General features: G+C 60.1%; 20 protein-coding genes. 10 read left to right on the top strand and 10 right to left on the bottom strand.

Annotated features, from left to right (window positions below; all coding sequences use genetic code 11):
- Positions 1-12: 12 nt before the first annotated feature.
- The 6 genes from BV034_RS09295 to BV034_RS09270 all read left to right on the top strand — a co-directional run bounded on the left by BV034_RS09295 (position 13) and on the right by BV034_RS09270 (position 6,736).
- Positions 13-651 (top strand): VWA domain-containing protein, encoded by a 639-nt coding sequence (locus BV034_RS09295; RefSeq protein WP_050026301.1) that lies wholly within the window; start codon positions 13-15, stop codon positions 649-651.
- Positions 652-693: 42 nt separating this feature from the next.
- Entirely contained in the window at positions 694-1,329 is a 636-nt protein-coding gene (locus BV034_RS09290) for a VWA domain-containing protein (protein WP_038165989.1), read from the top strand.
- A gap of 21 nt (positions 1,330-1,350) precedes the next feature.
- Positions 1,351-3,381, top strand: a complete 2,031-nt coding sequence (locus BV034_RS09285) for a PP2C family serine/threonine-protein phosphatase (RefSeq protein ID WP_050026299.1) — start codon at positions 1,351-1,353, stop codon at positions 3,379-3,381.
- Entirely contained in the window at positions 3,378-4,874 is a 1,497-nt protein-coding gene (locus BV034_RS09280) for a serine/threonine-protein kinase (RefSeq protein ID WP_050026297.1), read from the top strand. Before BV034_RS09285 ends, BV034_RS09280 begins: the two co-directional genes overlap by 4 nt.
- A gap of 70 nt (positions 4,875-4,944) precedes the next feature.
- On the top strand, positions 4,945-5,982 hold the full coding sequence (locus BV034_RS09275; RefSeq protein ID WP_050026294.1) for a VWA domain-containing protein: 1,038 nt from the start codon (positions 4,945-4,947) through the stop codon (positions 5,980-5,982).
- A 49-nt stretch (positions 5,983-6,031) separates the two neighbouring features.
- Entirely contained in the window at positions 6,032-6,736 is a 705-nt protein-coding gene (locus BV034_RS09270; RefSeq protein WP_009963952.1) for a TIGR00266 family protein, read from the top strand.
- On the opposite strand, the gene BV034_RS09265 is transcribed toward BV034_RS09270, so the two are convergent.
- The 9 genes from BV034_RS09265 to BV034_RS09225 form a co-directional block, all read right to left on the bottom strand.
- Complete coding sequence (locus BV034_RS09265; protein ID WP_050026293.1) at positions 6,674-7,639, bottom strand: HpcH/HpaI aldolase/citrate lyase family protein; 966 nt, start codon at positions 7,637-7,639, stop codon at positions 6,674-6,676. The genes BV034_RS09270 and BV034_RS09265 overlap by 63 nt on opposite strands.
- Positions 7,640-7,657: 18 nt before the next feature.
- On the bottom strand, positions 7,658-8,767 hold the full coding sequence (locus BV034_RS09260; protein WP_050026291.1) for a cysteine protease StiP domain-containing protein: 1,110 nt from the start codon (positions 8,765-8,767) through the stop codon (positions 7,658-7,660).
- 2 nt (positions 8,768-8,769) lie between these two features.
- Positions 8,770-9,504 carry a hypothetical protein gene (locus tag BV034_RS09255; RefSeq protein WP_050026289.1) on the bottom strand — a complete coding sequence of 245 codons (735 nt, stop codon included), beginning with the start codon at positions 9,502-9,504 and terminating at the stop codon, positions 8,770-8,772.
- The gene (locus BV034_RS09250) at positions 9,501-10,658 is read right to left on the bottom strand and encodes a phosphoribosyltransferase domain-containing protein (protein ID WP_050026287.1); all 1,158 of its coding nucleotides are present in this window, start codon (positions 10,656-10,658) and stop codon (positions 9,501-9,503) included. Before BV034_RS09250 ends, BV034_RS09255 begins: the two co-directional genes overlap by 4 nt.
- Entirely contained in the window at positions 10,658-11,740 is a 1,083-nt protein-coding gene (locus BV034_RS09245) for an ATP-grasp domain-containing protein (protein WP_050026284.1), read from the bottom strand. Before BV034_RS09245 ends, BV034_RS09250 begins: the two co-directional genes overlap by 1 nt.
- A 61-nt stretch (positions 11,741-11,801) precedes the next feature.
- Positions 11,802-12,383, bottom strand: coding sequence for a TerD family protein (locus BV034_RS09240; RefSeq protein WP_050026283.1), 582 nt, complete (start codon positions 12,381-12,383; stop codon positions 11,802-11,804).
- Between the two features lie 82 nt (positions 12,384-12,465).
- Positions 12,466-13,041 carry a TerD family protein gene (locus BV034_RS09235; RefSeq protein WP_050026282.1) on the bottom strand — a complete coding sequence of 192 codons (576 nt, stop codon included), beginning with the start codon at positions 13,039-13,041 and terminating at the stop codon, positions 12,466-12,468.
- A 75-nt stretch (positions 13,042-13,116) separates the two neighbouring features.
- Entirely contained in the window at positions 13,117-14,424 is a 1,308-nt protein-coding gene (locus BV034_RS09230) for a TerD family protein (protein WP_050026280.1), read from the bottom strand.
- An 83-nt stretch (positions 14,425-14,507) separates the two neighbouring features.
- Positions 14,508-14,963 (bottom strand): TerB family tellurite resistance protein, encoded by a 456-nt coding sequence (locus tag BV034_RS09225; RefSeq protein WP_050026278.1) that lies wholly within the window; start codon positions 14,961-14,963, stop codon positions 14,508-14,510.
- A gap of 169 nt (positions 14,964-15,132) precedes the next feature.
- Between BV034_RS09225 and BV034_RS09220 the strand changes: the two genes are divergently transcribed.
- A complete protein-coding gene (locus tag BV034_RS09220; protein WP_050026276.1) occupies positions 15,133-16,623 on the top strand; it encodes a sulfatase in 1,491 nt (496 codons plus the stop codon).
- A gap of 10 nt (positions 16,624-16,633) precedes the next feature.
- Here the strand turns inward: BV034_RS09220 and BV034_RS09215 are convergent, their stop codons facing one another.
- Positions 16,634-17,551 carry a YceI family protein gene (locus tag BV034_RS09215; RefSeq protein ID WP_050026273.1) on the bottom strand — a complete coding sequence of 306 codons (918 nt, stop codon included), beginning with the start codon at positions 17,549-17,551 and terminating at the stop codon, positions 16,634-16,636.
- Positions 17,552-17,715: 164 nt separating this feature from the next.
- Here BV034_RS09215 and BV034_RS09210 point away from each other — a divergent pair, with 164 nt between their 5' ends.
- The 3 genes from BV034_RS09210 to BV034_RS09200 all read left to right on the top strand — a co-directional run bounded on the left by BV034_RS09210 (position 17,716) and on the right by BV034_RS09200 (position 21,490).
- Entirely contained in the window at positions 17,716-18,579 is an 864-nt protein-coding gene (locus BV034_RS09210; protein ID WP_050026271.1) for a ThuA domain-containing protein, read from the top strand.
- A gap of 33 nt (positions 18,580-18,612) precedes the next feature.
- Positions 18,613-19,431 (top strand): ThuA domain-containing protein, encoded by an 819-nt coding sequence (locus BV034_RS09205; protein ID WP_050026269.1) that lies wholly within the window; start codon positions 18,613-18,615, stop codon positions 19,429-19,431.
- A 106-nt stretch (positions 19,432-19,537) separates the two neighbouring features.
- Entirely contained in the window at positions 19,538-21,490 is a 1,953-nt protein-coding gene (locus tag BV034_RS09200; protein WP_050026267.1) for an SGNH/GDSL hydrolase family protein, read from the top strand.
- Positions 21,491-21,691: the final 201 nt, after the last annotated feature.

Below are 21,691 nucleotides of genomic sequence, written 5' to 3'. Positions count from 1 at the left end.
TCCTTTCATCCTATGAGACGACTCCCTGTTTTCCTGCTTCTCGACACCTCGGGCTCCATGTTTGGCGAGCCCATTGAACAGGTGAAGAACGGTGTGCAAATGCTGGTCTCCGCACTCCGCCAGGATCCCTACGCTCTGGAGACCGCCTTCCTCAGCGTGATCACATTCGACTCGAATGCCACGGAGAAGGTGCCTCTTACAGAGCTGACCGCCTTTCAGGTTCCAGCCCTCACCGCTCAGGGAGCCACCTCCCTTGGCGATGCTCTGACACTCGTCGCAGACGTCGCCTCCAAACAGCTGGCCAAAACCACCTCCACCACCAAGGGAGACTGGAAGCCCATGGTGTTCATCATGACGGACGGTGCCCCCACGGATGACTGGAAGAAGGGTCTGGGCCGCTTCCAACAGGAGAAATGGGGTGTCGTCGTGGGATGTGCTGTGAACAAGGGCGATGCCACCGTGCTTCAGCAGATCGCTGGCGAGGCAGTGGTGCGTCTGGATACCTCAGATCACTCGGCAATGGCCAAGTTCTTCAAGTGGGTGTCGGCCTCCGTCAGCAGCAACAGCAAAGCCGTCGAGACCGCCGGCAAAGAGGTGGAAGGCCTGGATCAACTACCTCCCCCACCCCCTGAGATCAAAGTGGTGGTCTAGTCTTTCATCTTCCCCCAAACCCTGCCCTTCCCCCCTCATCTCATGCGACGCCTGCCTGTTTATCTCCTCATAGACACATCCGGTTCGATGAAAGGAGAACCCCTGGAGTCTGTGAAAGTCGGGCTTCAGGCCATGCTCAGCGGCTTGCGCCAGGATCCGCATGCGCTGGAGTCCCTGCACCTCTCCATCATCACTTTCGACAGGGACGTGAAGGTGGTCCTGCCCCTCAGCAGCCTGGAGACCCTCCAGCTCCCTCCGATCGTCTGCCCCGATTCCGGACCGACCAACTTGGGTGCCGCCCTGGAAGTCCTGTGTCAAAGGGTGGACACCGAGGTGCTGAAATCTCAGGGAGAGAACAAAGGGGACTGGAAGCCGATCCTCTTTGTCATGACCGACGGTTCCCCGTCTGACATCATGCTCTACAAGGAAACCGTCCCGCAGGTGAAGAAGCGCGGATTTGCCAGCATCATTGCCTGCGCCGCCGGCCCCAAGGCCAAGAAGGACGAACTGCTTCCCCTGGCCGACCATGTGGTGACCCTGGACACGATGGACAGTGGTAGTTTCCTCAGCTTCTTCCGCTGGGTGTCGTCCAGTGTCGCCGCGGGAAATGTGAGCATGGGTGCGAGCACAGAGATCCATCTGCCCCCTCCGCCGCCTGAGGTGAACCTGGTGTTCTAACCCCTCCTGTCACCTCTCTGCATGGCAGCCATCAATTCCCTCGGCACAAGGAATGAGCAGCGGCAGCCGCTGCACAAGTTTTTGCTGGGAAACCGGCACCTGATCCAGGCCGATCCTGCCCGGATCGTTCTCCCCCTCCTCCAGTGCCTGGCAGAGATTCATGCAGAGGGCAAGTCGCATGGGGCTGTGTGTGCCCAGAGACTCATGTGCGCCCCCAATGGGGATTTCGATGTGGCCTTCTTCCGCCGCCGCATTGGCTGGGACGATGGTCTGACGGCCGCGGAGACCTACTACGGCTACCCCAGTGGCCAGGGTGAGACGATGGAAGAGCAGCAACAGCGCGACAAACAAGCGCTGGCCAATGTGCTGCACCTTCTGATGCTAGGCCATGAGGCGCCGCCACCTCCGGCGCGACTGACAGCCAGCATCGTTGGTAGGCTGGGCGAGCACACCCCGTGGCCGCAAGGATTCGTGTCTCTGGTCGAGCACTTGCTGACGGTTGAAGGGCACGAACCCACGCCAGAACTGGATGCCTTGATCCACGCCCTGGCACCACCCGCGCCTGAGCCGCCTCCCGCCGCTGTGGAGAATTCCTCCCTGCCGGAGATTCCCACGCCCCCGGCGCATGAGGAGCTTGTTCCAGCTCCCGCAGAGATCATGGTGCTGGAAGTGGCAGCCCACGAAGCGGAGGCGCCTGCACCTTCTCTCTGCATTGAAAAAGGGGACGAGTCCGCGCCCGCCGATCCGCCCCAAGCCGAACCCACCCCAATTCCTCCTGACGTGAATTTCCGTGAACCTCCCAGCCCTCCGCCCCTGCCCTCCTATCCTGTGCGGCTGCCCAATGCCACCGTAGGTCGGGAGTACACGGCCAACGTTCTGACTCCGCTGGCAACCGGAGCCCTGACTTTTGCGTCTTTTGAACCGGCCGCCGCCCTGCCTGATGGCCTGGTCACCGATGGCACCACCATCACTGGCAGCCCTCTGCTTGCAGGTGAGTACGAGATCCCTGCCGCCTGCCTGATTCAGGGTGCCGATCCCGACCGGCCCGACAAGCTGCTAAGAACCCTGCAGATTACCATCAATGCGGATCCACGATCCCTATGGAAGAATCAGGATTCAGATCCCACGTCTCTCTTCTGGAAAGCGGATGCCGACTCAGCCGCTCTCAGGGACACGCCTCAATTGGTGGCAGCTGCGAGCCTGCGCGGCCGCTCTCACGCTCACGTGGGAAGCTGCCGGGACGATGACTTCTCACTGGCGTGGTTTCCTACAACCGGGTGGTATGCCCTGACGGTGGCTGATGGCGCAGGCAGCGCCAAGTATTCGCGGCAAGGCTCCAAGATTGCCTGCGACAAGGTCAAAGAACACTTCGCCAGTCTGCTGGGGGAAAACGGTCAGGATACGCTGACTCCCGTGACTGAAGTCTGGGCCGCAGATGGTGAGTCAGCCGACAAACGCAACGCCGTGCGCAATGAGCTGTACACCCAATTCGGTCGGGCGGCCTACGCAGCCCGCAAGGCGATCGAAGATCAGGCCAATGAAACCCAGGCCACCCTGCGGGACTTCCACACCACTCTGATCATCACTCTCGCCCGCCCGATGCCAACTGGTGGCTGGTTCATTGCCGCCTTCTCGGTGGGCGATGGTGGGGCCGCCGTGGTCGGTGTTCCGGACGGAGCCAGCTGCCTGCTGACTCAGCCGGATGGCGGCGAGTTCGCCGGGCAGACCATTTTCCTGACCATGAAGGAAGTGCTTGCCACCGGAGAAGGCATCATGAACCGGATCAAGTTCGCCCTGGTCCCGCAGTTTGATGCCCTGGTCCTGGTCACTGACGGCATCTCAGACCCCAAGTTCCACAGCGAAGTGGCCCTGGCGGATCCTGCGGCATGGCAGGAACTTTGGACGGAGCTGCACCCCTTGGTGGCCGGAGCATCTTCACGTGATGAGGCCGCCGTAAGCTTGCTCCAGTGGATGAACTTTTTCTCTCCCGGTCACCATGATGATCGCACGATCGCGGTCCTCTGTGAAACTCATCTCCCCTCCCAACCATGAGCATCGTCAAACTGAAAGCCACCGACGGCACGGAATTTGAGTTCGACAGTGCCAACCAGGCCGGCTCGGGCGGGATGAAGGACGTGTACTTCTCCAAGGACAAGAAGCAGGTGGTGGGCTGGTACCGCAAGAAGCCGGACTACAACTCCATGGAGCGCCTGCGGAACATCGTCGGCGTGTACCGGGAGCGCATCTTTCAGCAGGAGGGCGGAGCTTATTGGGAGCCCTTGTTCTGCTGGCCGACCCACATCATCGAAGACCAGGGTCACATCGGCATCGTCATGCCCACATACAAGTCGCATTTCTTCTTCCAGTACGGGTCGAAGAACGACGACTTCCTGAGCATCAAGGGAAAGGAGAAGGAGGGCAAGTGGTTCGCCTCAGCGAACCACCAGCAAAAGCACCTCGATCCCCGGGAGCGAGGAAACTGGCTCAGCTACTTCACCACCTGCATCAAGATCGCGCGATCCGTGGGACGTCTGCACATGGCGGGCCTGGCCCACTCCGACCTCTCTTACAAAAACGTGCTGGTAGATCCTGCAGGTGGAAACGCCTGCATCATCGACATCGATACTCTGGTGGTGCCCGGCCGCTATCCGCCCGATGTGGTGGGCACTCCGGACTTCATCGCCCCTGAGGTGATGGCGACCCTCAAGCTGCCGGTGGGGGACCCCAAAAAGCATCTGCCCCGCATTGAAACAGACCGCCATGCCCTCGCCGTGCTGGTCTATATGTATCTGCTCTACCGTCACCCTCTGCGTGGGCGGAAGATCCATGATGCCGATCCGCAAAAAGACGAGGAACTGGGCATGGGTGAAAAGGCGCTCTTCATCGAGCATCCCACAGATTCCTCGAACCGGAGCGACCCTGCCTCCGTCAAGCCGGGTTTCCTCCCCTTTGCCGACACCTCGAAGATCCCTTACACCGTCTGCGGACCGTACTTGAAGGAGGTCTTTGACAAGGCTTTCATCACCGGCCTGCACTCTCCGGACCAGCGCCCCACGGTGCAGGACATGGAGACCGCCCTGGTCAAGACGGTGGATCTGGCCCAGCCATGTGCGAACCCGAACTGTGACCAGAAATGGTTCGTCTTTGACAACAGCAACAAGCCCCGCTGCCCCTTCTGCGGCACCGCCTTTGTGGGGCCGCTGCCCGTGCTGAACCTGTACTCCTCCCGCGGAGGTGGGAAGTTCCTGCCGGACAACCACCGGCTCATGGTGTACTCCAACCAATACCTCTATCCCTGGCATGTCTCGCGCCTGGTCTTCCCCAGTGCCAGACTGACCGAGGCCCAGCGCAAGCCCGTGGGCTACTTTGTCTTCCATGGCGGAAAATGGCTTCTGGTGAACCAGACCCTGCCCGGGCTCAAGGATGTCGGTACGGGAGAAGCCATCCTGCCTGGCAACCGGGTGGAGCTGCAGAACGACCAGAAGCTGCTGCTCAGTCCTGAAGAAGGCGGCCGCCTGGTCCACATTCAGATGGCCAACGTGTAGCCGCCCTCAGCACAGTAGTTTCATTTATCCTCATCTCCCCGGTTTCAAAGCTCATCCCCTTTCCCCTCCCATGCGCCGCCTTCCCGTCTATGTCTTGTTGGATTGCTCCGAGTCCATGATTGGAAACGGCCTCAGGGGCATGCGTACTGGCATCAGCAGCATGTTAAAGGCGCTGCGCCAGAATCCGCATGCGCTGGAGACTGCCTGGATCTCCTTCATCACCTTCGACAGCCGGGCCGAGCTGAAATCACCTTTGCAGAGCCTGGATGAGGTGCAGCCACCCCGCCTGCTGGTGCGACCCGGCACCTCCCTGGGCAGCGCTCTTTTGCTGCTCTCCGAGCGCATCCTGCAGGAAGTGAAGCGCACGCAGCCGGGCACCCTGACGAAAGGGGATTTCCGACCCATCGTCATCCTCATCACCGACGGACAGCCCACGGACGACTGGCGCTCCGCCCTGCGGGAGATGAACAGCACGGTTAAGATCGCGAACCTCTATGCCGTGGGCTGCGGGGACGACATCGACTTTGCAGGACTGCGGGAGATGACGGACGTGGTACTCAACCTGCAACAGACAGACGAGCAGGGCTGGGCCAAGCTGTTCGTCTGGATCAGTGAAACCGTCTCCACCGCCAGCCGTGGGGTGGCCGATGGCGATGAACGCGAGCTCATGCTGGCCAAGCTGCCAGATTCCGTGGAGAAGATTGAGGACGAGGACATCCCCTCCTACAGCGGGGAGCATGGCCGCGCCCGTCAGCTCTTCCTCACCGCTCTCTGCGGCGGGAACAAGCAGCCCTACCTTATGCGCTACCGCTGGGAGCCTGACTATCGGGTCTATATTCCCGCAGCGTCCCACATCATGGACGCAGAGACCTGCGACTTCAGCACCCGGGGTGGCACCGGCCTTCCCGCCGTCAATTCGCAAGAAGTGGATGGCTGCCCTCCTTGTGCCCACTGCGGCAATCAGTCCGCCGGCTCTTGCGGGAATTGCGGCACAGTCTTCTGTGGATCCTCCCGACAGAAGGACGGCTCCAGCGTCTGCCCTGGCTGTGGTGCCATCCTCCGTCCCGGTGGCAGTGGTGAATTCAAGATCAAAGCCAGCGAAGGCTGAACGCCGGGCTTCAGACGATATCCAACAGGTCTCTCCCTTTTTTCCTCCCATGCCTACATTCCAAGTCGTCGGTAACGTTGATCCCTTCCTGCATGTCTCCATGACCCGTGGCGAGTCCATCTATGCCGAACGCGGCGCGATGGTTACCATGGACGGCACCCTGGAGTTGAAAGGCGAGGTCCGGGGCGGCATCATGCGTGCTCTGGCCCGGCGCCTGGCCTCTGGCGAGTCCTTCTTCCAGCAGAGCGTGGTGGCCACCAATGGCGATGGCGATGTGTTGCTGTCGCCCAACATGCCCGGTGATGTGATGATCCTCGACTGCGGCGCCAAGCAGTACCGGCTCAATGACGGGGCCTTCCTCGCAGCGGAAAGCACCGTGGAGATCAAGACGACCACGCAGGGAATCTCTCAAGGCCTGTTTGGCGGCACGGGTGGCTGGTTCATCATGGAAAGCGCCGGCCGCGGCAAGCTGGCCATCTCAGGCTTTGGCGCGCTCTTTGCCATCGACGTGAATCCCACCACCGGGACCATCGTGGACAACAGCCACGTGGTGGCATGGGACTCCACCCTTCAGTACAACATCACCGCGTCCACAACGGGACGCGGTTTCTTCAGTAACATCATGAACTCCATGACCAGCGGAGAAGGGCTCGTGAACCGCTTCAGCGGCACGGGTCAGGTGATCATCGCCTCACGCAACCGCGCTGGCTTTGTGGACTGGATAGCAAGCCTCATCACTCCCGCTCGAGGGTAGGGTCTGGATCACGGGGGAACCAAGAAGCTCTTCCGCTTCACGGTGCAGGACATCTCGCATGACGAGACGTCTTGCCCACTCGGCGTGGCAGGCTGTCTCCTGCATGGAACCGTTGAGGCTGAAGACCGCCGGAGAGTCAGGATGGAGGATAAGCCGGGCCTCATCAAGCTCCTCCTCGGAAGGACGGTATGCAGCCCAGATGGCAGCCACTTGCGTGGGATTGAGGGCAGTCTTGCAGAAGATACCACGATGGATGTCCTGCTCGACTTCACGACGCAGGGTCTCCAGATCATCCAAGCGATCAAACACCGGTCCGCACAAAGGCAGATCGTGAGCACAGAACACCTCGATCAACTCATCAATGATGCGGCCCAGGGGTGTTTCATAAACCGTGAAGCCCCGTGGGCGACGAAGCCCACCGAGTTGAGCAAAGAGATCATTGGCACCAACACGCACGCGCAGGATGCTTTCGCGATGCTCTGCGCAGACCGCGGCCAGCTCACGCCGGCCACCTGCGTCGAGGGTTTCCCGGGACTCCAGGATGGGCACCAGTGGGAACCGGCCATCAAGGATCTTGATCCAGTGATAAATGGAGGCCGCAGTGGCCTTGGGCAGCAGGAACGCTGTGATATGGTCCAGGTGCGCGGTGTTCAGCAGCCGGGAAAGCATGTCTGAATCTGCCGGTCGCACCAGCAAGGCCCGCGGAGGAGCCGAATCGATGCGATGCAGGACTTCGCACAAGTCCGTGGCCGCGCGGGAGCGATCATTCGGGCGGACGGCATCCTCCAGGCAAACTGCCAGAGAACAAATGCCGAGGTTCTTCTTCCCACCCAAGATATCCTGGAGACCAGGCCGGGAAGCAGGAACATAGAGCAAAGGAGCCAGGCTGAGGGGGGCAGTCATGTGAGGCTAAAGTAGCAGTTATTGAGCAACATTCGCGATTAAAGCGACGGCGGCAAATGGCATCTGGCGCACCTCCAGGGGCACACCCCGGTGCTGGGCCAACTGTCGGATGAGCACGGCGTCCGTCTCATGAGCGTCTGGAGAAAGCAAAACCAAGCGCGGAAGACGGCGCAAGAGCACCCGCACGGTTTCACCGATGCCGAGCTTGATCCGGTTGCGATCCGTCATGCCATGCTCTTCCAGCAAGGCGGAGAGAAAGGCATGGGCGGCCACATAGCGGGGCTGACCGCCGGAGGCGTTGGGAGGCGATTCGTCACTAGAATCCAAGGCGGCCATCTTCTCGAGCATCGTGCGGACAAACCACTGGCTCAGGTCATAGCGTCGCAGATGACGCAGTTCCACGCAGCCATGCCACTCGCTGCCCCCCTCTTCCCCACGGGGCAGGACCGACCGGGAGACCAGACCGGAAACCGTGCCCCCCAGCAGGGTGGAAGGGATCAGATAATCCCGCGCATTGGGAGCATAGCAGGCCGCGCCACAGACATCGAGCGGAGTCCAGAGACCGTCGTTAATTTCCTCAAACTCCGGTTTCCCCGCCAGAGACTCCCGCAGTTCTTTGGCGATGGTCCCCTTTCCGGTCCAGCCATCAACAAAGCGCAGGCTCTGAGCCGGGTGATTTTGTAATATCGTGCGCAGCGCCGCGTAGTCCACGCCGCGGTCACGAATGATGGAGATCGAATAGTGCGAGACGCGCAGGTCGGGCCGCGTCTGCCGCAAGCGGTGCCAGAGCAGCGTGCCGATGGGGGTGCCCGCTCGGGCAATGGAAGTGATGACCACCTCGCCCTGATACGCGCTCTCCGCGAGCGCCGCTGCCAGTCCGCAGATGTCCTGCGCCAGTTGGGCGCCATTGGTGAGCAGACTCTCCCGAAACAAGCGCATCCGCTGCCGGGTGGGAGCGTCCTCTGGACCGATCATCTCACTGTAGTGCCGCTGTCCGCTTTGAATGAGGCGTTCACGCTCCTCCAAAGGCGTGGCTGACACTTCAATCCTCCGGAGCAAAAAAGTCACCTCCTCGGGCAGATAGCTGCCGGAGAAACTGGCTTGGATAGGGGGATCAAGGGTCATCATTGTCAGGGAATCGTAATGCATTGCTCCAGCTTGCTTCCCGCGGGAATGCCGAGAAACGAACAGGCTTTCATAAACTCAAGGTCCGCGGGCATGTCTCCCAGTCCCATCAGGGGCGGCATGCCACCGGCAAAACGGTCCTGGTAGGCTGTAAGGCCCAGCAGTTTTGATACCCCAGGCGGCAGGACTTGCAGCTCATTCTTCAGCAAGGCTGCGCGACACTGACGGACCTGCAGCGTGGAGAGCAGGTTGACGCCCGCGTCCGTCTGCCACCATTCCTCGTCGGCCTTGGCAACCAGATAGGCTGGCAGAGGGGTGCCACTGGCAACCAGACGGGGACGGGCTGCTCCTTGTGAGAGCTCTGCGATTTGCAATCTGACAGCCTCCAGCTCGTCTCCAGCGGTCGAGAGCACACCAGACATGTGATCGTTCCACACTGAGTCGAGCTCACCGTCCAGTCCCACCATGATGGCGCCATTGGCGAGGATGGCTCCCTGGAAAGTGATCCCTTCAATGGCCACTCGGGAGAAAGAGTCCAGATCACGGGCCGTCACGGCCACGATATCGAAGTGTTTGGCCAGGGCCCGCATGAGCACATAAGTGGCACGCGGCATCCATGACGACGCGACCGGGCCCTCATCAGTCTGCCTCCAGGTGGCCGGCACAGCCTCAGGCCCCGCGAAAGCGCGGGCGAAGAGGGTGCCATCTAGGTCTGTCGCAATCCAGTCACGGTGACTCATGAGGTCAATGTGCCGGGAAGTGGCAGGACTTCCAGCCGGGAAATGTGATGAATCGGGTGCTCAAGAGGCGGCAGCACGTCTTCACAGCACAGCAAAACCCGATCATAACCGTGGTCTTCCGGCACGTTGTAGAGAAACTCCGTGTGCCTCTCTCCTGAAAGGGCGGGAAACGACCTGACATGGCCAATCGCGCCGCCAGGGAGCACCGGAGAACGGGTGGTGGCCTGTACCCAGGCAATAGCCCCTCTCGCCTCCAGATCGGCCGCCAGCAGCAGAGGCTGATAACCATACTCGCCCGTCCCGATCACGAGAATGCGATGCCCTGGGCTCACATCCAGCTGCCACGGGAGAGGCTGGGGGTGAGACAAACCATGCCGGGTTCCCCGGCGTGCCAGACCCGCCCGATCTGGATGAGGGACGGCAGGAGGCGCTTCTGCAAAGACACCGGTCTCCACAAATTCAAAACTGCCTTCCACCAAAGAGTGAAAAGCGGTGAACTCCGACTCCGTGGACTGCGCATCGGTCATCCATCGCGCGAGCACAGCAAGCTCCCGCCGCAACGACTCAGGCGCGATCCCCCGCCAGGCGGCGTAACTTGCGACCAGTCCCAATGCGGTCCGTCCCGTCGTCGCTTCGTCATCCACGACCACCACTCTGCGAGCGGTCGTGAACAGGTTTTCAGGATCATCCTCAGGTGACGGAAGGTGCACCAGATGCGCCATGGCATGGGAGTGACTTTCCACGAACTCAAAGGCAATGGGCCCGCCAGTGGGTCGCCGCGTGCTCTCGATGTAGAGCCCCTGACCTCCCCTCCTGCACCAGGCGGCATACACAGTCTGGGCGAGCGTGGTGGCAGTTTCAGCCATGCCCACGAACAGGACAGGGCCATCTGCAGGGTCGATGGAAATCTTGTCCGCAAGGCGACTTGCGACATCCTGCATGGCCGCAGGCCGGGTGGGCATATGCCGACCCAGCACTCTGCTCACAAACAGGAACCGACGCCGGGCATTGTGTCTCAAGGCAAAGTCACAGATCTCCGGCAATGGGAGTTCCTCCTGCCGCATGGACATGCGCAAGGTACCGCCAGGAAGGGTGGCCTCGTATTGCCCCGGAGCCGTCCGGACCACGTGAGGTGGAAGCGTTTCAGCATCCATCACAACGGCGCATCCTGAAGGTTGAAAGCTTGCCGGTCTGCCAGGAAGGCGCTGAACCCCTGCTGAGCCCGCACCGTTTGAACGGGCCTGGCCAGCAATGCGGCCACAACCTCGTCCTGCCCCAACTTGAGCGCGATGGCGAGTTCGAGGAGATTCACACCCGCCAGACAGGCCAGCGCGAGCCCACCAGACATGCGACCGTTGATCTCCAACAGCCGGGGCGGCCCGCCATTGCTGGTCGTGCGGAACTGCATGTTGAAAAGACCATCCAAGGAAAACCGGGCCACCAGACGGCGGGCCAGCGCCTCAATCTCTTCGTTGCGTCCTACCGTCTGTGAAGTGTCCTGTGAGACGGAAGTCTTCGGCTTCATTCGCACGACAGAGGCCACGAGTTCCCCTGTCCGACCGACACAGTCCACGCTGTATTCGACTCCGTCCAGGTACTCCATCACCATGACGTCGCGGAAGCTCTCCTCACGGCCCAGAATGTCGCAGGCCTCGGCCAGAGAGATCACATTTGCGTGTCCGTCCAGGAGACGGCTGACCGGGGTGATGTGATCATTGAGGACATAAAACCCCAAACCAAAAATCGACTTGCCCGGCTTGAAGCATGCGATACTCCCCTCGAGACGGAGGGACTCCACCGCGGCGGCGAACTCGGTCACCGTGTTGACCTTGAGGTAGCGCGAAACAAGCGCCACGTCTTCCGGGATCCCGGCCAGGAACTCAGGCTTGTCTTCGAGCAGCCGGAGAGTATCGGCATCGGCAGCTACCAGCACCTGGGTGCCCAGCGCCTCAAACTCGGCGCGCCTGGCTGAAATATTGGGCCGGGCCCGACCCGGCATGAGCACCTGAATGCTGCGAGTGCGACAGACTTCCAGACACCAGTCCACGTAGGCATCACCCTGGAGCCCATCGGGTTCTAGGAAAGCCTCATCCGCGCCACACATGGCGGGAGCGTCCCACTGGGGGTGGCTCACCAGTAGATGGAGCCCGCCCCCCGCTGTGGGTTGCTTGAGCAACAGCAGCAAGGGGTGCAGGCTGGAACTGGCCCTGCTAAACCAGACACAAGGTTTGGTCATCAGAGCTCAGGAAGGTGTGGCGTGGAGCAGAATACTGGCAGCATGATCCTGATGAAGCCTGTTAGAGGCTGGCCTTCATGGCAGGCAGCAGATCCTGGAAGGTGCGGCCGGAGGTATTGTCCCCGATGGCATGCATCTTCCACTCGCCATTGTGGCGGTAAACTTTGGCCATGACCATGGCGGTGTGCGAGCCGGTGCAGCTCAGGTCATACTTCGCCAGCTCCTGGTTGTTGCCCCCGTTGATCACGCGACAGAACGCATTTTCAATCTCAGCAAAGCTCTGGCCGGTGAAGCTGTTCACCACGAACACCAGGGATTTCACCGTGGGTGCGACCTTGGAGAGATCCACTACGATCTGCTCGTCATCGCCGTCACCAGCGCCCGTGCGGTTGTCGCCCGTGTGACGGATCGATCCATCGCGGCTGGCCAACTGGCCAAAGAAGACGATGTCCACCGGTTGGTTCTGCTCGTCGAAAAGCGCGCAGCTCGCGTCGAGATCGATTTCCTGGTCCTTGCTGCCGAGGCCGAAGAAGGTCTTCTTTTTCTTCGCATCCCAACCCAGACCCATGATGATCTTGGTGAGGCTGCCACCCGCTTCTTTTTCAAGCGAGATTTTCTGTCCTTTTTGAAGGCTGATGGCCATATGAAAAAATGGTTGAAGGTGGTAAAACGGGGCCGCTCCCACCTGATGGAGAAGTGGCCCCGGTAGGTACAGTACTACGGTCTTAGATATTGACGCCGTAGTTCTTGGCCATGGCCCCAAGGCCACCCTGGAAGCCCTGACCCACAGCGCGGAATTTCCACTCGCCGCTGTGACGGTACACTTCACCGAAGACCAGTGCGGTCTCAACGCTGAAGTCTTCGCTCAGATCATAACGCACGATCTCCGTGCCGTCGGCTTCATTGACGACGCGAACGAAGGCCTGGCTCACCATGCCGAAGTTCTGTTTGCGGGCTTCGGCATCATGAATGGTCACGGAAACAGCGACCTTGTCCACGTCTGCGGGAACGCCAGCAAGGTTGACCTTGACCACTTCGTCATCGCCGTCGCCAGCACCCGTGGTGTTGTCGCCCAGATGTTTGACCGAACCGTCCGCGGATTCCTTCTGGTTGAAGAAGATGAAATCGGCATCGCTGCGCACCTTGCCATCCGGAGTGAGGAGGAATGCGCTTGCGTCAAGGTCAAAACCAGCACCGTCCGTGGAGCGGGCATCCCAGCCAAGGCCGATCAGGATGTTTGTCAGACCAGGAGCCGTCTTGGAGAGGGATACGTTGCCGCCTTTGCTAAGTGAGATTGCCATGGTTTGTATGGATGTATGGTTTGGTCTTCTTTTTGAGGAAACTGTAGGACCGATAACACGATGATCGGTTCAAAATCAGATGTACCGTCGCGGATTGTTTTTGTTGAACGACGCCGCCTTGCCGGCAAGGCTGCCTTTGAAGACCGCGGGGCCGTCCATCGTGGCATTCAACCCACCCTGTGGCGTCCACTGAAGCCAGGGAGTATTCTCGCTGCCAGGCAGAGAAGTGAGGCCGGAAGGTTCAAGGGTAATACCCTCGGCGTCTATCACGGCCAAACCGATGACGTAGCTGTACACCGTGTCATCCTTCGACGCAGCAATTTTCATGAAGTCAAAGGCGCATTCCACCACCTGGTTTCCGTATTCCATCTTCATAATGGGGCGGAGAGACGCCACGGAAACTGCGCCGTTGGACACGGCGGAATAAACGCTGAACACCATGCCCACCCTGCCGCCCATGCGCTGGGCAATTGCCGGATTCACTTCTACGGTCTCGGTGGCGGGGGCATTGAGTGAAGCCACCGTCACATCACCCAGATGGCGGGCGAATGGCATGGCGTCAAAACTACCCGCGAAATCGGGTGCCTGGATGAACTTCATGCGCCCGTCAGGCAGCAGCATGCCCACCCGCAGGTCCAGGTCATCATTGCTGTCGGAGTCATCGCCATTGTCCGTCCAGCTCGCCTTGACGATCAGCTTGGCGGGGGCTCCAGCGCCCTTTTCCAACGAGACGCGATGGGTCTGCCCGGGTTTGGTCAACGTGATTTTGGACAGGGACACTTTCGCCGGCAAAGGTGGAGGCACGGGCGCGGCCATTGAAACAGGCGCGACAGCGGCAGGTTTCTGTTTCTCCTCCGCCACCTCACCACCAAAGTGCTTGAGCAGGGCAGCCAGGCCCCCATTGAAACCCTGGCCAGTTGCAGCGAGTCGCCACTCATCCTTCCAGTAGAGCTCGATCAGCATCAGGGCTTTTTCCCCTGCGTAGTCCGTGGGCTGGAGGCGAAATTCCGCAGCCGTCCTGCTGAAATCCCCCACCTGGACATACCCGGTGGAAATGTCCTTCATGGTGGCAGCGCCATCAATCGCGGCGGTGAATACCAGCCTTTTGATCCCGGCGGGCAGACCCGCAAGATTCAACTCAAACGTTTGATCCACGCTGCCAGCTGCCCCTTTGGCCCGGATGGAGCCACAAGGCGATGCTGGCTGATTGTAGAATACGAAGTAGCGCTCGTCTGAAAGACGCCCCTGGGAATCAAGTCCAAAACAGCTCAAATCAACCGTCGAAGGTGCCGGGACACGCAGGGTCACCTGAACTTTCAACCCTGAAATTCCAACGCCTAGGCTGGAAAGGGTGGATTTTTGGCCGCGCGCAAGGGGAGTCATCGGAACTGGTAAAGTCCGTTGCGTGGAGGGTCAACTGAAGGAGGTCACAAGGACCTCCCCGAAAGAAACTTGCCTGATCCGATCTAGAGATCGAAATCTGCTGGGCTGATGCCGACAGCAGAACAGGCTTCTTTGACAGCCTTTTTCTCGTCAGAATCAAAGTTGCCGTCCGCACCGCCAATGATGATGCCAATTTGAATCACCGCGCGGGCCTGATCAGGCTTGCTCTTGAGCTTGGCGATCGCCTGGATGGCCTCGACTTTGCCAAAGTCGTAGTCGGCAGTCATCTTGTCGCAGAAGTGATCAAACTTCTGCTTCAATTCGGCGGCCGGGAAAATCTTGAGCATCTCGTTGTTCGTGATCAGAGTGGCGATCTTGCCCTTCTCCTGACCACTGATCGTGCCGTCTGCAGCCGCGATCATGGCGCACATGGCCATGGTCCCGCTCGCAAACTCGGCATTTTTGAACTTGCTGATGTTCGTCTGCAGGGATGCGTTCATCCCGGCCACTTTGTCTTTAAGATTGTCCCAGAAGCTCATGTGTGTATGACTTCATCATACAAGTTACAAAGCTGTCGAGCAACATTTTGACAAATTTTTTAACAGAATCGTCCTGCGAGATGAGTTGACCGCTCTGCCTCTCAAAATCTCATGCGCCCAAACCAGGGCTCCGCATAATTTTTTAATTTAAGTATTCAAGCTGGCCCACATGCGTTCCTTTCTCTGCTCCGCCTTCGCCATCCTGGCTTTTGTCCTGCCCCAGTCGGTGCACAGTGCCCCGCCTCCCAACGTGCTCATGATCGCCATCGACGATCAGAACGACTGGCTGGGGTGTCTGGGCGGGCATCCGCAGGTCAAGACTCCCCATCTGGACGCGCTGGCTGCAAGAGGGACCAATTTCACCAATGCCCACTGTCAGGCCCCGTTGTGCAATCCTTCACGCACCAGTCTTCTCACCGGACTTCGACCCGGCACCACGGGAGTTTACGGCCTGCAGCCTGGGTTCCGGCAGGTGGAGTCGCTCAAGTATCACGTCACCCTGCCACAGGCCTTCATGAAGGCGGGCTACTACGCTTACTCCTGCGGAAAGATCTACCACGACGGCTCCATCAAGCCCAAAGACCGCACCGGTGAATTCACCGAATTCGGCCCCGCCCCAGGCATCCCCAAACCGGACCGACCGATCGCCAAGCTCCCAATTGCTGGACGTCATCCGGCGATGGACTGGGGCGTGTTTCCCGAACGGGATGAAGATCAGGCCGACTGGAAGATCGCAGATGCGGCCATTGAGAAGCTCAAAACGGTGCCGAGTGACCGCCCATGGTTTATCTCAGCCGGGTTCCGTCTGCCTCATGTGCCCTGCTTCGCCTCACAGGCGTGGTTTGACCTCTACCCTGCAGCAGAAGTGAAATTGCCGCTGGTAAAATCTGACGACCGCGACGATTTGCCGCGGTTCGCCGGATTCCTTCACTGGAAACTTCCAGAACCTCGATTGAAGACTTTGCAGGACCTTGAGGAATGGCGGCCCCTGGTTCGGGCCTATCTGGCATCCATCAGCTTCATGGACAGCCAGGTCGGCCGCGTGCTGGAGGCGCTCCAGGTGTCTGGTCAGCTGGACAACACCATCGTTGTGGTGTGGGGTGATCACGGCTGGCACCTCGGGGAAAAAGGGATTACAGGAAAGAACACCCTCTGGGAGCGCAGCACCCGCGTGCCCTTCATCTGGGCCGGGCCGGGCATCACCAGCGGCCAGCGCTGCGCCCGGCCGGCGGAACTGCTCGACACCTTTCCCACCCTGCTGGAGCTGGCAGGACTGCCCGCCCGGCCCGACCTGGAAGGTCACAGCCTCGCGCCACAACTCAAGGACGCCCGGACACCCCGGGAGTTTCCCGCCATCACCACGCACAACCAGAACAATCACACCATCCGCACAGAGCAATGGCGCTACATCCGCTATGCTGATGGCAGCGAGGAGCTGTACGATGAAACAACTGACCCCAATGAGTGGACCAACCTGGCCCGTGACCCCAGCCGGGCCGCCGTCAAACAAGAGCTCGCACGGTGGCTGCCCAAGAACAATGCCCACGCCGCCCCGGGCAGCGCGAATCGCGTGCTGACCAATGACAACGGCAAGCCGGTGTGGGAAAATGAAGCCATCGAACCGGACGACGACTTCCCTCTCGATGTGCTCATCAGGTAGCAGCCTCCACTTATTTCATGACCGCACCGGCCGTGAGGATGCGCAATTGCAGCTCGATGACGTCATTCACCAGATGTCCGGCGAGTCTGCGGAAATAACGCCCGGAACCGTAGAGCACACCCCACTCCGTCCGGTCCAGTGGCAGTGACGCCTGCAAGGCCGCCTTCCCCTCCGGAGTGAAACCCGCCGCGGCCCCGATGGTGAGGGGATGCGTCTCCCCGCGCAACGTCAGCGTTCCATGCAGCTTGAGATTCTGGCAGCCGGGCGCCTCAGAGCAAACCTCCGCATTTTCAAAGGCAAACACCGCCTCCGGGTAGTTTTCCACATCAAAAAAGTCGTCGCTCTCCAGGTGGTGGATGAGCACATCGTGCAAGGGTCCACCCGCCAGATCCGCGCAGGTGATTTCCCGCAGGTCCACCGTCACCGCCCCGGACACGGGCACCCCGCCCTCAAAATTGACGTATCCCTCGCTGATGGCCACATGCCCCCAGTGATGGTTGATCAAGTTTCGCCCCACCCAGACCACCTTGCTTTCACCCAGATCCAGCGAGAACCGGCCATCGCGGACAGCCAGTCCACCGGACGCCACCGCAGGAGCCTCCAGAGGCCGCCCTTCCGCCCGCCAGGCCTCCAGCCCACCACGAAAGTCATAAACCTGCGCGTACCCGGCCCGCTCCAGCTTGGCCGCCGCAGTGGCGGATTCCCGGCTCTCAGGTGCCACACCATACACACACACCGGCTGATCGCGGCGCAGGGCTTTGCCGGCCAAATCGGGCAAAAACACCACCTCAAACACACACTGATTGATCGCCCCGGGCAGATGCCCCTCCTGGTAATCTTCCGCCAGCCGGACATCGAGCAAGGCAAGTTCAGGGTGCGTTTCGCGCAGGGCGTCGAGTTCGGCGGGAGTCTGGATCAACTGGGGCATGGGAGGGAGGAGTGAGGAACCGGGGTAGTATCACTTCGCACCCCGCGCCCCCCATGGCCGGGCAAAAGCGGGTGAACCTTGGCGCAAATTTTCGCCCCCTCCACGCGTTTAGTTTGCCTGCGCGGGCAATTCCCGCCAGCATTTCCGCTTTGCTTCACCCACTCATGAAACGCCGTCTCTTCTACTTCACCTCCGTCGCCGCCCTTGCCCTTTCGGTCGGGCTCGCCCCCTTCTTGACCGGTGCCGAGTCCGCCAAGCCCAAGCCCCTGCGCGTGCTCCTCGTCACTGGTGGCTGCTGCCACGACTACGCCAAACAGCGCCTGATCCTCGCCGAGGGCCTCAGCGCCCGGGCCAACATCGAGGTCGAGTTCGCCCACACCGATGACAAAAGCACCAAGGCCAGCTTCGACATCTACAACAAGGCCGACTGGGCCCAGAACTACGACGTGGTCATTCACGACGAATGCTCGGCGGACGTGAAACAGCAGCCGTATGTGGACAACATCCTCAATGCCCACAAGGATGGCGTCCCTGCCGTGAACCTCCATTGCGCCATGCACAGCTATCGCGTGGGCAATTTCCGCGATCCCGTTCAGTCCGGCTCCCCGGATGCCCTCTGGTTTGACCTCATCGGCCTCCAGTCCAACGGCCACGGCCCGCAGGAGCCCATCGCCATCACTTTCACGGACAAGGACCACCCCATCACCAAGGGCCTCGGCGACTGGACCACGATCAAGGAAGAGCTCTACAACAACATCAAGATCCTCACCGCCCACCCTCTCGCCTCCGGCAAGCAGACGGTGAAGAACAAGGATGGCACCACCAAGGATGTGGAGACCGTCGTGGCCTGGACCAATGAATACGGCCCAAAGAAGACCCGCACCTTCAGCACGACTATCGGCCACAACAATGAGACCGTGGGCGATGCCCGCTACCTCGATCTCGTGACCCGTGGTGTGCTTTGGTCCGCCGGCAAGCTGGGTGACGACGGCAAGCCCGTCGCCGGCTACGAAGCCAAGCAGAAGTAAGTTTGAAGTTCTCGGTTTCAAGTTTTCAGATCTATGAAACGACGTTTGTTTCTTCCCGTGCTGGTGGCTGCGGCCACTGGCCTTGGCATCTGGGCGGCAGAGGCCCCCAAGGAAAAACCCAAGCCCCTGCGTGTGCTCATGGTGACCGGCGGTTGCTGCCATGACTACGAGAACCAGAAGCGCATCCTGGCCGAGGGCCTGAGTTCCCGCGCCAATGTGGAGTTCACCATCGTGCACGAAGGTCCCGACCCCAAAGCCAAGGACGCCCGCAACCACAAGGTGAGCATCTATGAAAAAGATGACTGGGCCAAAGGATATGACCTCGTCCTGCACAACGAGTGCTTCGGCGCCGTGGATGATGTGGCCTTTGTTGAGCGCATCGCCAAGCCCCACTTCGACGGCGTGCCCGCCGTCATGCTGCACTGCTCCACTCACAGCTACCGCGCGGCAAAGACGGACGAATGGCGCAAAGCGCTGGGCCAGACCAGCATGAGCCATGAGAAGAACCGGGACCTCCTGGTGAAGACGGTGAATGCGGAGCACCCTGTCATGCAGGGCTTCCCCAAAGAGTGGCTCAACAAGGCGGATGAGCTCTACAAGAACGAAAAGCTCTGGGAGAACTTCGTGCCCCTGGCCCAGGCCTATGGTGAAGAGACCAAGAAAGACCACGCCGTCATCTGGGTGAATACCTACGGCAAGGGCAACGTCTTCGGCACCACACTGGGTCACGGCAATGCCACCATGGAAGATCCCGTCTTCCTGGACCTCGTCGCCCGCGGCCTCCTCTGGGCCTGCGGCAAGCTCGATGACAAAGGCAAGCCTCTTCCGGGATACGAGTCGCAGCAGAAATAGCTGCTGAGTGAAAAGTCATTGGTCAAATGTGAAAAGTGGGGCTTCAGGAAACTGAAGCCCCACTTTTTGATCAGGCCCAGCCCTCTCTTTCTCCACCAAGCGTCCCATGTCCCATTCGCCTCTCCCGATCACTCTTGCCTGCGCCGCTCTGCTCCCTCTCTGCGCCGCCAGCCTCCGGGCCCAGGCACCCGCCACACCCGCTCCAGCATCTGCGCCCGCCAGTCAGGCGGAACTGGCTGCCCTTGCCAGCATCCCCGCTTTTACGATGCGCGACGGTCTGCCCAACTTTGCCCGCATGGTCGCCAACAAGGAGGAAGTTCGCGTCTCCTACTTCGGCGGCTCCATCACCGCCGGGGCAGGATCAAGCAAACCTGAATTTTGTTACCGCGAACTCCTGCACTCATGGCTGAAGAAGCAGCATCCCGACACCCGGTTCACGCCCTACAATGCCGCCATCGGCGGCACGGGCTCATGGTTGGGAGCCTTCCGCTGCTGGAATGATGTCGGCTACCAGCGCCCTCATCTCGTCATTGTGGAGTTTGCCGTCAACGACGGAGGCGCTCCAGAACCTGAGGTCATCGCCAGCATGGAGGGCATCGTCCGTCAGCTTCGTTTGAATACACCTTCCAAGCCCGACATCCTGTTTGTGTACACTCTGGTCAAGGGACATCTCGACGACCTCAAGGCGGGCAAACTGCCGCCCACCATGCAGTACCATGAGAAGGTGGCTGCCCACTACGGCATCCCCAGCGTCGTGATGGCCAAACGGGGCGCAGAAGAGATCCTCAGCGGTCGCATGTCCATGGAGGCTTTCGCCAAGGACAACGTGCATCCCACGGATGCCGGATATGCCTTCTATCTCGAAGCGTTGAAGCCCTTCTTCAACCAGGTCTTCGCCACGCCGGCCCCCGCCACCGCCGTGAACAGCAAAGTGCCCGCCGCACTCTCGCCCAAGGCCATGGAGAAGGCGAAGTTAGTTTCCTATGACTGGACCACTCTGGACGAAGGCTGGCTCGGCTGGCAGCTGAGTTCCGCCAGCCAGCTCCCCCATCTGGCTGTGAGCAACAAACCAGGCTCCACCATCTCTTTCAAATTCAAAGGATCCCAAGTGGGCATCTACGACATCATCGGCCCGGACACGGGGAACCTGGAGTTCTCCCTCAACGGAGGCGACTGGCAGAAGAAAGTGAACTTCGACAAATACTGCCTCACCTACGCCCGCCCCCACGCCACCCCTCTGGTGCAAAACCTTGATCCCTCCAAAGAGCACGAAATCAAGATCCGCATCGCCGCCGAAAAGCCGGAGGGCAGCAAGGACATCTACACCCGATTGGGCTGGTTCCTGGTGGACGGCACCGTGGAAGATCCCAACGCTGGAATCGACCCGCTGAAGCGCATCGACAACATCTATGCCTCGATGAAGCCAGTCACATGGACAGCCCCGGAAGATCGCTGGACGAATCTGGAGAGGACCCGGGAAAAGCTCGCCAACGGCCCAGCCTTCACCATGGTATTGCTCGGTGACAGCATCATCGGTGACACCTCAGCTTCCAACTTCGAACTGCTCATGCAGCGGGACTATCCCAAGAGCAACATCAAGAAAGTGCTCAGCCTCCGGGGTTCCACCGGTTGCTGGTGGTACAAAGATGAAAATCGCGTGGAGAGCTACGTCATCCAGCATACTCCGGATCTGCTCATCATCGGCGGTATCAGCCAGCGCGATGACATTGAAGCCATCCGCTCCGTCATTCACCAGAGCCGTGCCAAGCTGCCCAACCTGGAAGTCCTGCTTCTCACCCCTACCTTCGGGTCCAACACCAGCGTCATGCTGCAGAACTACACCCTGAAACCGGACGCGAAAGCCTACCCCTACCGCGCCAATCTACAGAAGCTTGCCCAGGAGGAGAAGTGCGGTTTTTTTGATATGACCGCCCCCTGGTGGGAATACATCAAGTCCAGCGGCTATGCCACAGACTCCTTCAAGCGTGACGTGGTCCACGCCAATGCTCGCGGAAGCCAAATCTTGGGCCGCCTCATGCAAAAGTTCTTTGCTCCCTGAGGCAATCATCAACTCGTCCTAATCACCTCGCATTCGCCACCGGAACTTCTCTGGTGGCGGATTCTTTTTGCTCTCCCCCATCCAAAAAACAGAAAGGGTGTGGTTGCCGGAGGTCGCGACTTGGAGGTCTCCCTCCTGTCCGCGTTGTTTTTCCAGGATCAATGCTACCGCAATGTCCTTTCAATTTACCTCTCCGGCAAT

Source organism: Verrucomicrobium sp. BvORR034, from assembly GCF_000739635.1.
Lineage (GTDB): Bacteria > Verrucomicrobiota > Verrucomicrobiia > Verrucomicrobiales > Verrucomicrobiaceae > Verrucomicrobium.
The sequence above is the reverse complement of the archived record's forward strand: the minus strand, read 5'-3'. Positions and strand labels throughout refer to the sequence as shown.